At 65.7% G+C, this 14,141-nt stretch carries 15 protein-coding genes and 1 other RNA gene; 8 read left to right on the top strand and 8 right to left on the bottom strand.

Annotated elements, in window-relative coordinates:
- Positions 1–67 precede the first annotated feature (67 nt).
- Positions 68–544 carry a transcription elongation factor GreA gene (gene greA, locus ATE70_RS07015; RefSeq protein WP_058537225.1) on the top strand — a complete coding sequence of 159 codons (477 nt, stop codon included), beginning with the start codon at positions 68–70 and terminating at the stop codon, positions 542–544.
- A 13-nt stretch (positions 545–557) separates the two neighbouring features.
- Positions 558–1,193 carry a rhomboid family intramembrane serine protease gene (locus ATE70_RS07010; RefSeq protein ID WP_058537224.1) on the top strand — a complete coding sequence of 212 codons (636 nt, stop codon included), beginning with the start codon at positions 558–560 and terminating at the stop codon, positions 1,191–1,193.
- Between the two features lie 97 nt (positions 1,194–1,290).
- On the opposite strand, the gene ATE70_RS07005 is transcribed toward ATE70_RS07010, so the two are convergent.
- The 4 genes from ATE70_RS07005 to ATE70_RS06990 all read right to left on the bottom strand — a co-directional run bounded on the left by ATE70_RS07005 (position 1,291) and on the right by ATE70_RS06990 (position 3,968).
- Positions 1,291–1,839 (bottom strand): NUDIX hydrolase, encoded by a 549-nt coding sequence (locus tag ATE70_RS07005; RefSeq protein WP_058537223.1) that lies wholly within the window; start codon positions 1,837–1,839, stop codon positions 1,291–1,293.
- Positions 1,840–1,951: 112 nt separating this feature from the next.
- A complete protein-coding gene (locus ATE70_RS07000; protein WP_058537222.1) occupies positions 1,952–2,638 on the bottom strand; it encodes a TPM domain-containing protein in 687 nt (228 codons plus the stop codon).
- A gap of 12 nt (positions 2,639–2,650) precedes the next feature.
- The gene (locus tag ATE70_RS06995) at positions 2,651–3,370 is read right to left on the bottom strand and encodes a TPM domain-containing protein (protein WP_231740059.1); all 720 of its coding nucleotides are present in this window, start codon (positions 3,368–3,370) and stop codon (positions 2,651–2,653) included.
- A 1-nt stretch (position 3,371) separates the two neighbouring features.
- Entirely contained in the window at positions 3,372–3,968 is a 597-nt protein-coding gene (locus tag ATE70_RS06990) for a LemA family protein (RefSeq protein WP_058537221.1), read from the bottom strand.
- 142 nt (positions 3,969–4,110) lie between these two features.
- Here ATE70_RS06990 and mscL point away from each other — a divergent pair, with 142 nt between their 5' ends.
- Together mscL and ssrA are read left to right on the top strand one after the other, a co-directional pair.
- Positions 4,111–4,533 carry a large conductance mechanosensitive channel protein MscL gene (gene mscL, locus ATE70_RS06985; RefSeq protein ID WP_058537220.1) on the top strand — a complete coding sequence of 141 codons (423 nt, stop codon included), beginning with the start codon at positions 4,111–4,113 and terminating at the stop codon, positions 4,531–4,533.
- A 25-nt stretch (positions 4,534–4,558) separates the two neighbouring features.
- Positions 4,559–4,915, top strand: a transfer-messenger RNA (tmRNA) gene (gene ssrA / locus ATE70_RS24175).
- A gap of 51 nt (positions 4,916–4,966) precedes the next feature.
- On the opposite strand, the gene ATE70_RS06980 is transcribed toward ssrA, so the two are convergent.
- Positions 4,967–5,377 carry a MerR family transcriptional regulator gene (locus ATE70_RS06980; protein ID WP_056369136.1) on the bottom strand — a complete coding sequence of 137 codons (411 nt, stop codon included), beginning with the start codon at positions 5,375–5,377 and terminating at the stop codon, positions 4,967–4,969.
- A gap of 68 nt (positions 5,378–5,445) precedes the next feature.
- Here ATE70_RS06980 and ATE70_RS06975 point away from each other — a divergent pair, with 68 nt between their 5' ends.
- Positions 5,446–6,069, top strand: coding sequence for a cation transporter (locus tag ATE70_RS06975; protein WP_058537219.1), 624 nt, complete (start codon positions 5,446–5,448; stop codon positions 6,067–6,069).
- A 4-nt stretch (positions 6,070–6,073) separates the two neighbouring features.
- On the opposite strand, the gene rhaT is transcribed toward ATE70_RS06975, so the two are convergent.
- The 3 genes from rhaT to ATE70_RS06960 are packed head-to-tail and all read right to left on the bottom strand — an operon-like array spanning position 6,074 to position 9,637.
- Positions 6,074–7,135 carry an L-rhamnose/proton symporter RhaT gene (gene rhaT / locus ATE70_RS06970; RefSeq protein WP_058537218.1) on the bottom strand — a complete coding sequence of 354 codons (1,062 nt, stop codon included), beginning with the start codon at positions 7,133–7,135 and terminating at the stop codon, positions 6,074–6,076.
- A 22-nt stretch (positions 7,136–7,157) separates the two neighbouring features.
- Positions 7,158–8,300 carry an FMN-dependent L-lactate dehydrogenase LldD gene (gene lldD / locus ATE70_RS06965; RefSeq protein WP_058537217.1) on the bottom strand — a complete coding sequence of 381 codons (1,143 nt, stop codon included), beginning with the start codon at positions 8,298–8,300 and terminating at the stop codon, positions 7,158–7,160.
- Positions 8,297–9,637 (bottom strand): FGGY-family carbohydrate kinase, encoded by a 1,341-nt coding sequence (locus ATE70_RS06960; RefSeq protein WP_231740058.1) that lies wholly within the window; start codon positions 9,635–9,637, stop codon positions 8,297–8,299. Before ATE70_RS06960 ends, lldD begins: the two co-directional genes overlap by 4 nt.
- Positions 9,638–9,830: 193 nt before the next feature.
- Here ATE70_RS06960 and ATE70_RS06955 point away from each other — a divergent pair, with 193 nt between their 5' ends.
- The 3 genes from ATE70_RS06955 to ATE70_RS06945 are packed head-to-tail and all read left to right on the top strand — an operon-like array spanning position 9,831 to position 14,102.
- Entirely contained in the window at positions 9,831–11,945 is a 2,115-nt protein-coding gene (locus ATE70_RS06955) for a bifunctional rhamnulose-1-phosphate aldolase/short-chain dehydrogenase (protein ID WP_231732614.1), read from the top strand.
- A gap of 15 nt (positions 11,946–11,960) precedes the next feature.
- Complete coding sequence (gene rhaI, locus ATE70_RS06950) at positions 11,961–13,256, top strand: L-rhamnose catabolism isomerase (protein WP_058537214.1); 1,296 nt, start codon at positions 11,961–11,963, stop codon at positions 13,254–13,256.
- A 60-nt stretch (positions 13,257–13,316) separates the two neighbouring features.
- Positions 13,317–14,102, top strand: coding sequence for a DeoR/GlpR family DNA-binding transcription regulator (locus ATE70_RS06945; RefSeq protein WP_058537213.1), 786 nt, complete (start codon positions 13,317–13,319; stop codon positions 14,100–14,102).
- Positions 14,103–14,141: the final 39 nt, after the last annotated feature.

Raw genomic sequence — 14,141 nt, 5'->3', positions numbered from 1 at the left:
GATCAGCGGCGCAGCCGCCCGGCGAAACTTCGCTGGCGCTGGATTATTGACGAAGGACAACAGGATAATGGCAAGCGTTGAAAAGGTGCCGATGCTGGCAGAAGGCTATGAGAAGCTGAGCACGCAGCTCACCGCGCTCAAAGCCGAGCGACCGCTGATCGTCGATGCGATCGAGGAAGCGCGCGCGCATGGCGACCTTTCGGAAAATGCCGAATATCACGCCGCGAAGGAACGTCAGGGGCAGGTCGAAGCGACGATCGGCGACCTCGAAGACAAGCTTTCGCGCGCGCAGGTGATCGACCCGACGATGCTGTCGGGCGACCGCATCGTGTTCGGCGCGACCGTCACGCTCGCCGACGAGGACGACAAGCCGATCCGTTACCAGATCGTGGGTCAGGCCGAAGCCGACGCGAAGGATGGCAAGATCAGCTATAATTCGCCGCTTGGCCGCGCGCTGATCGGCCGCCGCGTCGACGACGAGATCGAAGTCACCGTGCCCGCGGGCGACAAATATTATCTGGTGAAGAAAATCGAATTCATCTGATGGGTTTTTGACGATGAAGCCGCACGAAGCGCCGCTGGTCACGGGCTATGCGCTCGTCTGCGTCATCGTCTTTGTCCTGCTGTCGATCACGGGATTTCAGGTCGACGCGATCGTGCGCGCGGGGTTTATCCCTGCGCGTTTCGGCAACGAGCTGATCCTTCCGCCGGGGACGATGGTGCCCTTCATCCTGACCCCGCTGACGTCGGCCCTGCTGCACGGCGGGGTGCTGCACATCGTCTTCAATGTCATCGTGCTACTGTTCATCGGGCGCCAGCTCGAAGCTCCGCTCGGGGCGAAGGCGATGGCGGTGGTGCTGCTCGCCGGCGCTTATGGCGGCGCGCTCGCGCAATTTCTTTCCGACCCGCAGTCGGCGGTGCCGATGATCGGCGCCAGCGGCGCGATCTCGGCGCTGATCGCGGTGTACGCGCTGATCTTCAGCCGCTCGCAGGCGCCCGCGATCGGACCGATCCCGGGGCATTGGGTGCGCGCTTTATGGCTCGCCGCGGCGTGGATCGGGCTTCAGCTGCTGCTTGGTTTCGCCGGCGGCGGCGGTTTTGGCGCGGTCGCGATCTGGGCGCATGTCGGCGGGTTCCTTGCCGGATTGCTGCTTGCGCGCCCGCTGCTCCGCTGGCGTTTCGGGGCGAGATAGCGGGTCCTAAAATTCCGCTCGCATCGAGCGAAGTCGAGATGCCCCTCGGGGTAGCGCAAGGCTGAGGGGTGTCTCGACTTCGCTCGACACGAACGGGTTAGAGGTTCCCCAGCAATCCGCCCGCCAGCAGCATCGCGACGCGTACATCGATCCCGCAGCCTTCGGCGCGCTTTGCCGCGACGAAATCGGCGACACTGTCCAGCGGGACACGGTGGACGATGATATCCTCCCCATCGACCCCGCCGCCTTCGCTTATCTTCGTCAATCCGGTCGCGATCAGCAAGGTGAAGCTTTCGCTGACCATGCCCGGCGAGCTGTAGAATTCGCCGACGACACGCCAATGGTCGGCGCGATAGCCGGTCTCTTCTTCGAGTTCGCGCTGCGCCGCGATCTCCGATGCCTCGCCGGCGGTGTCGTCGCCGACCAGCCCCGCGGGTAGCTCAAGGCAATTCACCTTCAGCGGCACGCGATATTGTTCGACCAATATGACGTGACGCCCGTCGCTATCCTCGTCGATCGCGAGGATCACCGCGGCGTGGATGCCGCGGGCGCGCGAGACATATTCCCACGTCCCCTGCTGCTTGACGGAGATGAAGCGGCCTTCCCATCGCGTCTCGATGGGGGCGTCGGGGGAGGGGCGGGTCATATCTGTCCTTATCTTCATTGTGACCCCGGCGAAGGCCGGGGGAAGCAATCCAGAGCGGCCTTGCACCGCTCTGGATTGCCACGGGCCTTCGGCCCTCACAATGACGATGGGATTAAATCTCGATCAGGCGGTCGGGAAGTTCGTTGGGATTTTCATCGCCCTTGGGGAAATGCTGCGCGAGCACGATGCCCATCTGGCGCACCGCCTCGGCCATGCCTTCGCCGGGCTTGCCGACGCGCACGCGCTCGATCAGCGCGGCCATCGCATTGCCCCAGATTTCGGGGGTGACCTTTGCGGCGATCGCTTCGTCGGCGACGATGTCGGCGCGATGCTCTTTCAGGCTGAGGTAGAGGAGGACGCCGGTGCGGCCGAGCGTCTTGGCCTCGGTCCCGACCTTGAACAGGTCGATCGCGCGGGCGCGGACGCGCTGCGCCTTGATCGCGCGAGGGGTCAGCGCCATCCGGAGCGGGCGCCACAGCAATATCAGCCACATGCCGATCCATTTGAGCACGCCCACGGCAATCACCGTTCCAAGCCACTGATTGGCGGTGAGATCGTGCCCCCAGCCGCCGGTCAGGCGGTCGTACAGGCCGCGGTAGAATTCGGGGAACAGCGCGATCACCGACATCGCGATGAACGCGATGACGCTCGCCCAGACGAGCGCGACATCGTCATAATCGTTCGACTTCGCCGCAACGACAGTGACGATCTCACCGCTGGTGTGCGCCTCGGCCGCGGCGACCGCCGCGGTCACGATGTCGTGATCGGCCTCGCTCACATGGCTGACTTTATGTGGCATATCCTGCGTCCCCTACCAGCCGCCCGAGGCGCCGCCCCAGATGATGATCGGCGCATCCCATGGCCGGCCCTTGCCCCGCTTCTTGCCCCGCCGCCCGAGGCGCGAGAGCATCGGCAGGACGAAGAAGATCAGGATGATGAAGCCGACGAAGAAAAGTCCGCCGAAATTGCCGTCGTCGGCGCGGTCGCGTTCGGCGGAATCCGCTGCTTTCGCCCGTGCCGCGGCCTCCTCGGGCGGCAGCTGGATCTGCTGCGCGATCGCATTGACGCCGTCCTGGATGCCACCCGGCATGTCGCCCGCCTTGAACTTGGGCGTCACAACGTCGCGGATGATCCGCCCCGACAGCGCGTCGGTCAGCACCGGTTCGAGCCCGAGGCCCACCGCGATATTCATCCGCCGCTCGTTCGGCGCGATCAGGAAAACGACGCCGTCGTCCTTCGCTTCGTCGCCGATCCCCCAGGCGCGGCCCAGCTTGTAGCCATATTCCGAAACATCATTGCCTTCGAGGTCGCTGACCGTCGCGACGACAAGCTGGTGCCCCGTCGTCTTCTCGAGTTCGAGGAGCTGCGTGTTGAGCGCCGCTTCCTCGGCCGCCGGGATGATGTCAGCCTGATCGACGACCGGATTGCCCGCGAGCTTGGGAAAGGTCTGCGCGGCGGCGGGTCCCGCCAGTACCAGCAGCCCGGTCAGGGCCGCTGTTACCAGTGGACGCAAAAGGGCGGTCAGGGCCACCTTATTTGCCGAAATCGACCTTCGGCGCCTGGTTGGCGTTGGGCGTGATCGCCTTGTAGGGGGTCATCGGCTGCGCGCCATGGACGATCTTGGCGCCGATGATGTCGGGGAAGGTGCGGATCGTCGTGTTATAATCCTGCACCGCGCCATTATAATCCTGAACCGACACGTTGATCCGGTTTTCGGTGCCCTCAAGCTGGGTCATCAGGTCGGCGAAGCGCGCCTGGCTCTTGAGGTCGGGGTAGGCTTCTACCGTGGCAAGAAGGCGGCCGAGCGCGCCGGACACATTGCCCTGCGCTTGCTGGAACGCCTGCACCTTCGCGGGATCTTCGAGGTCGTCGGTGCTGAGCTTGACCTGCGTCGCCGAGGCGCGCGCCTGGATCACGCCTTCGAGCGTCGACTGCTCGATCTGCGAGGCACCCTTGGCGGTTTCGACGAGATTGGGGATCAGGTCGGCGCGGCGCTGATACGCGGCTTCGACGTTCGCCCACTTGGCTTTGGCGGCTTCTTCCTTGGTGGGAACGCTGTTGATGCCGCAAGCGGACAGCGACATCGCGGCAACGGGCACAATCAACCAACGGGCGGAACGCAAAGTCATGGTCGGACACTCCCTCCGCGCGGCAGGGCGCCGCGCCAACTGGTTTAATATAGTAAGACGCTTCGCACCCCGCAATCATTGACGCGGATAATCGTGTCATGCAGTCTGGAATGACAGGCGCAGCGACCAAAGGGGTTGGTACATGATCAAGGATTTCAAGGCATTCCTGAACCAGGGCAATGTGATGGGGCTGGCCGTCGGCGTCATTATCGGCGCGGCGTTCGGGACGATCGTCAAGTCGCTGACCGACGATGTGCTGATGCCCTTCATCGGCTTCGTCACTGGCGGCGGGGTCGATTTCACCAACCAGTATCTGGTGCTGTCGGGCGGCGACAAGGTGGCCGCGGGCATGACGCTGGCCGCGGCGAAGGCGACCGGCGCGAATGTGATGGCGCTCGGCAGCTTCGTCACCGCGGTGATCAATTTCATCCTGCTCGCCTTCGTGGTGTTTCTGCTGGTGCGGCAGGCGGCCAAATTCATCAAGCCGGCCGAGGAGACGCCTGCCGGCCCGACCGAGATTGATATCCTTACCGAAATCCGCGACGAGCTGAGAAAGAAGGCGTGACCTATCCGCGATGAATTGCACGCGCGCCCTTTCCATCGGCGCGCGGGCACCCTATATCACTCGTGCCGGTTTCGGCCGGCTATGGTGATAAATGGTGTCGTGGAATAGACACAGCGGACCCGGGGGCAGTACCCGGCGGCTCCACCACAAACCCGCGTTTCTTTGATGGGCGCGCGGGTTTCTGACGGGGCCGAACCAGGATCGACGTGTGTTCAAAGACGATATTTTTGCCCGGGCTGAGTAACCCGTTCAAGGCTCAAAACCAATAGGTGCTAACGATAACGAAGCACTCGCTCTGGCTGCCTAACCGATAAGCCTCACGGCCTAAGGTTAGACAAATAGAACGCGGTTCGGACCGAACCGGGCAACAGAATCGGATACCAGCGGCTGGGGACGAGCCGGGCAACAGAATCGTCCCACCTTATTCCCCAAATCAGTGCGCGCTTTCGCAGTGGCTATGGTCGCCGAGCGCCTCGATCACGCGGCAATCGGCGGCAACACCCCCGCGGCAGCGCCCGACGATGCGCGTGAGCTCATCGCGAAGCAGCGTAAGCTGCGCGATCTTTTCCTCGACCTGTTCCAGATGCCGCGTAGCGATCCGGTCGGCCTCGCTGCAGTCGCGCGCCGGATCGTCCGACAGATCGAGGAGCGACCGGATCTCCTCGATCGTGAAGCCCAGATCGCGCGAATGGCGCACGAAGCTCAGCCGCGACCGGTGCGCATCGCCATAGCTGCGGTAATTCGCCGCGGTGCGATCCGGCGCGGGAAGCAGCCCGATGCGCTCGTAATAGCGGATGGTTTCGATATTGGTCCCGGTCGCCCGCGACAGTTCGCCGATTTTCATCGCTTGACCCTGTAGTTGCTACGGGGTGCATATAGGGTGCCGACTCGAAGATAACAGGAGCTTTCGACGTGGCCGATCAATGCTGTGCCGGCAAAAGCGGCAAGACCGCACTCAATGACCCCACATGGCGGCGTATCCTTTGGATCGCGCTCATCATCAACGCGGCGATGTTCGGCGTCGAAATCGTCGCGGGCGTCGCGGCGGATTCGCGCGCGCTGCAGGCCGATGCGCTCGATTTCCTTGGCGACAGTGCCAATTATGCGATCAGCCTCGGCGTCGCGGGCATGGCGCTCGCCTGGCGCGCGCGCGCCGCGTTGCTGAAGGCGGGGACGATGCTCGTCTTTGGCCTGTGGGTGTTCGGGTCGGCGGTCTGGGGGTTCATTACCGGATCGGCGCCGCATGCCGAGACGATGGGGCTGATCGGGGCGCTTGCGCTCGCCGCCAATGTCGCGGTCGCGCTGATGCTCTATCGCTACCGCACCGGCGATGCGAACATGCGTTCGGTGTGGATCTGCTCGCGCAACGACGCGATCGGCAATATCGCGGTGATGGGCGCCGCGCTCGGTGTGTTCGGCACGGGGCGCAGCTGGCCCGACCTCGCCGTCGCGGCGATCATGGCCGCGCTCGCGATCTGGGGCAGCGTCGAGGTGTTCCGGCAGGCGCGCGGCGAACTCGCCACCACGCCTGCCTAGAACGCTACGCGAGGCTGTTGCCGAGCCCGATCACGACGGTCGAGGTCATGAGCACCGCGATCCCCAGCCACACCAGCGCGCGCGTGCGCTGGCCCGCGGGCGCCCATTCCTTGAGCGCGAAGCCCCAGAGCGTCGAGAAAAGGATGATGCTCGCCATGTGGAGCGTCCAGCTCGAAAAGCCGAAGCGCCCCATCTGGCTTTCGCCCATCGTGTAGAAAAAGAACTGGAAATACCAGAGCGTGCCGCCGAGCGCGGCGAGGCCATAGTTGAGCGCGAGCGGCGGCCTTTCGGTCGCGCCGGGCGCGGCCTCGCCGGCGAACTGGCGCACGCTGCGGTTGCGCGCGATCAATATGCCGCACCAGATCAGGTTGGTCGTCAGCCCGCCGAGCAGCACGACGCAGAGCACGGGCAGCCCCTGCCATAGCGGATCGGTCCCGGCCTTGAGCGTCAGCTCGCGGATCGGCGCGCCGGCGTCGAGTCCCCAGGCGAAACAGCCCGACATGATGCCCGAGAAGACCGCGATCGCGAGGCCTTTGCGCAGGTTGAACTCGGACTTGTCGGCCTCGGCGATCGTCGCGCCCATCTCGCGTTCCTTGCGCCGCCCCGCCTGCGCGACAATGACAATCCCTACAAGCGTGATCGCGATGCCGAGGAACACCGTCTGCCCGCTGCTCGTCGCGAACAGCTCGCCCAAGGTGCCGCGAAAGATCGGCGGTCCCATCGTGCCGATCACCGTCGTCAGTCCGAGCGCCACAGCCATGCCGAGCGAGAGGCCGAGGTAGCGCATCGTGAGCCCGAAGGTCAGCCCGCCAAGCCCCCACATCGCGCCCCAGAACCAGCACCAGAACCAGATATCGCCGGGCGTGCGGCTGAGCACGCCGATCAGGTCATGCGTCTGGATCGACGCGAACAGCCAGGGCGCGAGGAGCCACGAGAAGATGCCGCCGGTGATCCAGAAAATCTCCCACGACCAGGCGCGGATGCGCTTGTACGGCACATAGAAGCTCGCCGACGACAGCCCGCCGAGCCAGTGAAAGAACACGCCGAGCAGCGGGTTCGCATCCATCCTCTTTCTCCCCTCGTCCTCATCAGGCGGCTAATGTCTCCGGCCCGATCCTGTCCACCCCGGTCACCCCGGTAAGCGCCATCGCGACGCGCATTTCGGCCTCGATCAGGTCGAGCACATGACGCACGCCGCGTTCGCCGTCCGCGGCCAGCGCAAACGCCCATGCGCGGCCGAGCAGCACGCCTCGCGCTCCGAGCGCGAGCATGCGCACGACGTCGAGCCCCGATCGTACCCCGCCGTCGGCCAGCACCGTCAGCCGGTCGCCGACCGCATCGGCGATCGCGGGCAGCGCACGCGCGACCGACGGCACCCCGTCGAGTTGGCGCCCGCCATGGTTCGACACGATGATCCCGTCGACCCCGGCCTCCGCAGCGCGGCGCGCGTCGTCGGCGTCGAGAATGCCCTTGACGACGATCGGCCCTTTCCAGTGCGAGCGCACGAAATCGAGGTCGGCCCACGTCACGCCCGGATCGAAATTATCCTTCATCCAGCCGAGGAAATCCTCGAGCCCCGATTTCGGCCCGAGAAGCGGCGCGACATTGCCGAGCTGGTGCGGCCGGCCGTTGAGCCCCACGTCCCATGCCCAGCCGGGGCGGGCCATGGCCTGACCGACGCGCCGCGCCTGTCCGCGCCAGTTTGCCGCGCCCGAAAGCCCCGAGCGAACGTCGCGATAGCGCGCGCCGGGGAGCGGCATATCGACGGTAAACACCAGCACCGGGCAGCACGCGGCACTCGCCTCGTCAAGCAGCGCCCGCATGAAGCCGCGGTCGCGCACCATATAGAGCTGGAACCAGAAGGGCGTCGGCGAGCCCCGCGCGACCTCGGCGAGGGAGCAGGCCGAAACGGTCGACAGCGTAAACGGCACGCCCTTCGCTGCCGCCGCGCGCGCCGCCTGCACCTCGCCGCGCCGCGCCGCCATCCCGGCGAGGCCGATCGGGCCGAGCGCAACCGGCATCGCGAGTTGCTGGCCGAACAGGCTGGTCGACAGGTCGATCGCCGAGACGTCGTTCAGCACCCGCTGGCGGAGCGAAATATCCTGCAGATCCTCGATATTCGCGCGCAAAGTGCGCTCGGCATAGGAACCGCCGTCGAAATATTCGAAGAGGAAAAGCGGCAGCCGCCGCCGCGCGGCTTCGCGATAATCGCCGATCGAAGCAGGTCTCACGCGGCTTCTTCCACCCGTTCGGCTTCGCGCCGCCAACGATCGCGATAGGGCGCGAGGTCGACGTCGAGCGGCGCCACCAGTTCGAGCGGTTCGGCCGGCGGCAGCGCGGCATCGATCAGGCGGAGCGCACCATAGGACACATCGTTGTGCGCCTTGCCGATATAGATGCGCAGGTCAGGCCGCAGCGCCGCGAGCGCGCGCACGAAAACCTGACCCTCGGCAAAGCGCCCTTCGATCAGCAGCCGTTCGCGGGTGCCGATCAGGCCCAGCGACGCGTCGGTGACCAGCGCGGCATAGAGCGACACCGCGGCGCGGCGTGCGGCGTGATCGTCGGGCCTGGCGATCCACCGCCCGCGTCCGTGCGCGAAGGGGCCGAAGCCCGGCGCGAAGGTCGGCAACACCATCGCGCCGCTTGCCAGCACGTCGGGAAGCGCCGCGAGCAGCGCGGGCTGGTCGGGCGCGATATCGATCTGCCGCGTGTCGAGCCCGATCAGCGTCTCGATCTCGCGCCCGCCCATGAAGCGCGCCGACGGGATCGGTTTGCCGAACGCATCGACATTGATCAGGCAGTCGCGCGCCTCGTCGAGGCCGCTTATATCGATCGACGCGGCGTCCTTGGGCGATCGCATCGCAACGAACCAGGTGCCCGTCGACAGCACCGTCGATTCCTCTTCGGCAATCTCGGCAAAGCCGCGCGCCGCGAGCAGCGCCGCGTTCGAATCGTGCAGCCCGCAATGGACTTCGGTATCGGCGGGAAGGCCGGTGCGCTGGACCCATGCAGGCGTCAGCGTGCCGAGCACATCGCCGGCACGGCGAAGCGGCGCGAGCCGCGCGGCCCATCCGCGGCGTTCAGCAAGCGCCGAAGCCGTGCCGGTCAGCGGGTTCCAGAGATCGGTGTGGCAGCCAAGGCTCGTCAATTCCGACGCTGCGACCCCGCTCAGCAGCCAGCTCCAATATTGCGCCCACGGCAGGATTTGCGTTGCGCGCGCAAGGTCAGGATCGAGCGCCTCGAGCCGGAAGATCTGCGCGCCGAGGTTCAGGCCATCGGGAAGGCAAGGCGAGCCGCTGTCCGAAAAGGCGTCGCGCTCGGCGTCATAGCGCGCGCGCAGGTTCGCGGGCATCGCATCTTCATAGTCGAGCGGCGGGCAGGCGAGGCGGCCGCCGCGGATGATCGCCGCCGCGGCGCCGTGCCCGACGGGGATGATCGCGCCGACATCGGCCAGCCTGGCGAAATCGCGCAGCGCCTCGGCGACCCACGCTTCGATCCCCGCGGCGTCGAGCGCGAGATAGGCGCTCGTTTCGATGCGCGCATTGGCGTGGACGCGGCGTTCGATCATCACGCCATCGGCGGACCAAAGGCTCAGCTTTGCCAAGGTTTTCCCGCTATCGAGGACTATGGTTGCGCGACCCTTCATCCCTCTCCCTTTGCTTCGTTGCGACCGAATTTGATCGAACTTTATCGAAACTGATTGCAGAGCGCCAGCGATTTCGATACACATCCTCGCATAGTCGAAACAACGAGTTTCCTTCATGCCCGATCTTATGGACGTCACGCCCCGATCCAACGCCGCCGCGCTGCTGTTCGCCATTCCGGCGAATCGCTGGTCGGACGAAGAGGCGCGGGGGAAGGCGCCCGAAGATCTGCTCCTCTATCGCTCGAACCGCCTTGGCTTGGACCTCACCGTCACCAATTTCGGCGGCGGCAACACCTCGGCCAAGCTCAAAGCGCGCGATCCGCTGACCGGCGAAACCGTCCCCGTCCTGTGGGTCAAGGGTTCGGGCGGCGATATCGGTTCGATGAAGCTCGACGGGTTTTCGACGCTCTATCAGGACAAGCTGCTCGGCCTCGAAAAACTCTATCGCGGGCTCGACCATGAGGACGAGATGGTCGGCTATCTGCCGCACTGCACCTTCGCGCTCAATCCGCGCGCGGCGTCGATCGATACGCCGCTCCACTCTTATCTGCCCTTCGCGCATGTCGACCATGTCCATCCCGACGCGATCATCGCGCTCGCCGCTTCCAGTGAGGGCGACGCCGCGACCAGGGCGATCTGGGGCGGCGCGGTCGGCTGGTTGCCCTGGCAGCGCCCGGGCTTCGATCTCGGGCTGAAACTGCGCGATTATGTCGCCGCGCATCCGGGCCTCCGCGGCGTGATGCTCGCCGGGCATGGCATCATCTGCTGGGGCGACAGCGCCAAGGCCTGCTATGACAACACCATCGCGCTGATCACCGACGCGGCGAATTATCTGAACGCAAAACTGGCCGGGGGGCCAGCGTTTGGCGGCGAGGTCGCACCGCCGCGCTCCGCCGCCGACCGCGCATCCGCCGCAGCGAAGTTGATGCCGTTGCTGCGCGGGCTGATGGGTGGCCGCCGCGTCGGGCATTTTGCCGACGATGCCGAAACGCTCGAGTTCACCGGAAGCCGCGATTTCGCGAAGCTCGCCGCGATCGGCACCTCGTGCCCCGACCATTTCCTGCGCACCAAGATCGCGCCGCTCGTGCTCGACCCGGCGCGGATCGACGACAGCGCCTATCTCGCCGAACGGATCGAGGCATATCGCGCCGACTATGCCGCCTATTACCAGCGCTGCGCGCGTCCCAATTCGCCCGCGATGCGCGATCCCAATCCCGTGGTCGTGCTCGTCCCCGGCATCGGCCGCATGACCTTTGCCGGCGACAAGACGACCGCGCGGCTCGCGGGCGAATTCTACGCGAACGCGATCAACGTGATGCGCGGCGCCGAGGCGATCGGCGCTTATGTCGGGCTCGACGAACAGGAAGCGTTCGACATCGAATATTGGCTGCTCGAGGAAGCGAAGCTCCAGCGCATGCCCGAGCCGAAGCCGCTCGCGGGGCGCATCGCGCTCGTCACCGGCGGCGCGGGTGGCATCGGCGCAGCGACCGCCGAGCGGCTTGCCGCCGATGACGCATGCGTCCTGCTCGTCGACCGCGACGCCGACGCGCTGACCAAGGCGGCGCACGAACTCGAAGGCCGCTTTGGCCGCGACCGCATCCGCTCGGCGGTGTGCGACGTGACCGATGAGGCGCAGGTGGCGGCGGCGTTCGCGGCGTGCGCGCGCGAATTTGGCGGGCTCGATATTCTCGTCGCCAATGCCGGGATCGCCTCGTCGGCGCCGATCGAGGATACGACGCTCGAGCTGTGGCAGCGCAATTACGACGTGCTCGCGCAGGGCTATTTCCTCACCGCGCGCGCGGCCTTCCCGCTGATGAAGGCGCAAGGCAGCGGGTCGATCGTCTTCATCGGGTCGAAAAACGGCATTGCCGCGGCGACCAATGCGTCGGCCTATGCTTCGGCGAAGGCGGCGGCGCTGCACCTCGCGCGCTGCCTTGCGCTCGAAGGCGCGCCGTTCGGGATCCGCGTCAACACGGTCAATCCCGACGCGGTGATCAAAGGGTCGCGCATCTGGGACGGCGACTGGCGCCGCGAACGCGCGGGCGCGCACGGGATTGATTCGGGCAGCGAGCTCGAGGAACATTATCGCAACCGGTCGATGCTCAAGCGCGACGTGCTGCCCGAGGATGTCGCCGAAGCGGTCTATTTCCTCAGCAGCGATATGTCGGCAAAGTCGACCGGCAACATGATCAACGTCGACGCGGGCAACGCGCAAGCATTCACACGCTAAGGTACGGAGAGTTTTATGGCTGGCGACCTGCCGCTCGCACAGGATGACATCGAGCGGCTGAACGCCGGTCTGACCGACGCGCTCGACGATGATTATGGCAGCCTCGGCCGCCAGCTCGGCCGCCGCGGGATCGACATCGATGGCGTGAAGGCGAAGGTCGCGGGCTTCTCGGTCGCGGTGCCGAGCTGGGGCGCGGGGCGCGGCGGCACGCGCTTCGCCAAATTCCCGATTCCGGGCGAGCCGACCAACATCCACGAAAAGCTCGAGGATTGCGCGGTGATCCAGCAGCTCGGCCGCGCCACGCCGCGCGTTAGCCCGCATTTCCCGTGGGACAAGGTCAGCGATTATCGCGGTTTGCGCGAAGAAGCCGCGGCGCTTGGCCTCGGTTTCGACGCGGTGAACAGCAATACATTCCAGGACCAGCCGGGGCAGGCGGTGAGCTATGCCACGGGCTCGCTCTCCTCGACGCGCGCCGAGGTGCGCGATCAGGCGGTCGCGCATAACATCGAATGTATCGAGATCGGCAAGCAGCTCGGCGTCACCGACCTGACGGTGTGGGTCGGCGATGGCACCAATTTCCCGGGGCAGCAGGATCTTGGCCGGAGCCTCGATCGCTATCTCGACGCCGCGGCGGAAGTCTATGCCGCGCTGCCCGCCGACTGGCGGATGCTGATCGAGCACAAGATGTTCGAACCCGCCTTCTATTCGACCGTGATTTCGGACTGGGGCAGCTCGATCCTCGTCGCGCAGGAACTTGGCGACAAGGCGAAATGCCTCGTCGATCTGGGCCATCATGCGCCGAACGTGAACATCGAGCAGATCGTCGCGCGGCTGCATCGCTTCGGCAAGCTCGGCGGATTCCACTTCAACGACAGCAAATATGGTGACGACGATCTCGACAGCGGCTCGATCAATCCGCACCAGCTGTTCCTCGTCTTCAACGAGTTGATCGAGGCCGAGATGAACCCGCGCGGCGATTTTCGCCCCGCGTACATGATCGACCAGTCGCACAATGTCACCGACCCGATTGAGAGCATGCTCTCGTCGGCCGAAGCGATCGTCGCGGCCTGTGCCAAGGCGCTGCTCGTCGACCGCGAGGCTTTGCTCGCCGCGCAGGAAGCGAATGACACGATGATGGCGTTTCAGGCGCTGCGCACGGCGTACCGCACCGACGTCACCCCGATCCTCGCGGCGGCGCGCGCCGAAGCGGGCGGGGCGATCGACACGATCGCGGCTTATCGTGCGAGCGGCTGGCGGGATCGCAAGGCGCAGGAACGGCGGGCAGCGGGGACCACGGCGGGGATTGTCTAATCATTCGATTGCAACTCGGCGCAGCTCCCGTCAAATAGAGGCATAGAGACAGGGGCCCAAATGCACGCAGCCGAACGCGAAAAAATGATCCTCGACAGCCTGGGCGAGAGCGGTTTCGTCTCGTTCCGCGATCTCGAAAGCCGCGTTGCCGCGTCACCCGCGACCATTCGCCGCGATCTCGACCGGCTCGAAGAAGCGGGTGTGATCACGCGCGTGCGCGGCGGGGCGAAGCGCATCGGAGGAGGGAGCGCTTCGCCGACTGGGTCCGAAGACGGCCTGTCGGGCATTCCCTTTCACGAAAATATCGGCCGCAATCGCGCCGCGAAGGAAGCGATCGGGCGCGCGGCAGCGGGGCTCTGCATCCCCGGCGAGGGCGTGATGATCGACGGCGGCTCGACGACGCTCCAGATGTGCCCGCATCTCGACGGCCTCGCGCTGCAGGTGCTGACCAACTCGCTGCATATCGTCAGCGCGCTGCTGCCGCAGCCGACAACGCGCATCCTCGTTCCCTCGGGGCAGGTGTTTCGCGAACAGAATATCGTCCTGTCGGCGGCCGGCGACGACGGCATGCCGCGCTTTCACGCGCCCAAGCTGTTCATGGGCGCGGCGTCGATGGGCCCCGCCGGGCTGATGCAGGCCGATGTCATTCTCGTCGCCGCCGAGCGCCGCCTGATCGAACGCGCCGACGAGATTATCGTGCTCGTCGACAGTTCCAAATTCTCGGGCCCCTCGGGCAATGTCGTTTGCTCGCTCGACGAGATCGACGTCGTCGTCACCGACTCCGGAATCGAACCGCACCATGTCGCGATGATGGAAGCCGCCGGTATCCGCGTCATCATCGCCTGAAATTCCCAAAGCCTTCGAACCAAAACCGCGGCCCGCCGT

Origin of the sequence: Sphingopyxis sp. H053, assembly GCF_001468225.1 — a bacterium.
GTDB lineage: Bacteria > Pseudomonadota > Alphaproteobacteria > Sphingomonadales > Sphingomonadaceae > Sphingopyxis.
Note: the sequence above shows the minus strand (reverse complement) of the source record. Positions and strands in the feature narration are given on the sequence as shown.

Bases quoted from the DNA above. Each gene is read 5' to 3' on its own strand.
- ATE70_RS06960 (WP_231740058.1), bottom strand. From the start codon at position 9,637: ATGATCGAACGCCGCGTCCACGCCAATGCGCGCATCGAAACGAGCGCC.
- ATE70_RS06955 (WP_231732614.1), top strand. From the start codon at position 9,831: ATGCCCGATCTTATGGACGTCACGCCCCGATCCAACGCCGCCGCGCTG.
- mscL (WP_058537220.1), top strand. From the start codon at position 4,111: ATGATCAAGGATTTCAAGGCATTCCTGAACCAGGGCAATGTGATGGGG.
- ATE70_RS07000 (WP_058537222.1), bottom strand. From the start codon at position 2,638: ATGCCACATAAAGTCAGCCATGTGAGCGAGGCCGATCACGACATCGTG.
- ATE70_RS07005 (WP_058537223.1), bottom strand. From the start codon at position 1,839: ATGACCCGCCCCTCCCCCGACGCCCCCATCGAGACGCGATGGGAAGGC.
- ATE70_RS06990 (WP_058537221.1), bottom strand. From the start codon at position 3,968: ATGACTTTGCGTTCCGCCCGTTGGTTGATTGTGCCCGTTGCCGCGATG.
- greA (WP_058537225.1), top strand. From the start codon at position 68: ATGGCAAGCGTTGAAAAGGTGCCGATGCTGGCAGAAGGCTATGAGAAG.
- rhaT (WP_058537218.1), bottom strand. From the start codon at position 7,135: ATGGATGCGAACCCGCTGCTCGGCGTGTTCTTTCACTGGCTCGGCGGG.
- ATE70_RS06945 (WP_058537213.1), top strand. From the start codon at position 13,317: ATGCACGCAGCCGAACGCGAAAAAATGATCCTCGACAGCCTGGGCGAG.
- rhaI (WP_058537214.1), top strand. From the start codon at position 11,961: ATGGCTGGCGACCTGCCGCTCGCACAGGATGACATCGAGCGGCTGAAC.
- ATE70_RS06980 (WP_056369136.1), bottom strand. From the start codon at position 5,377: ATGAAAATCGGCGAACTGTCGCGGGCGACCGGGACCAATATCGAAACC.
- ATE70_RS07010 (WP_058537224.1), top strand. From the start codon at position 558: ATGAAGCCGCACGAAGCGCCGCTGGTCACGGGCTATGCGCTCGTCTGC.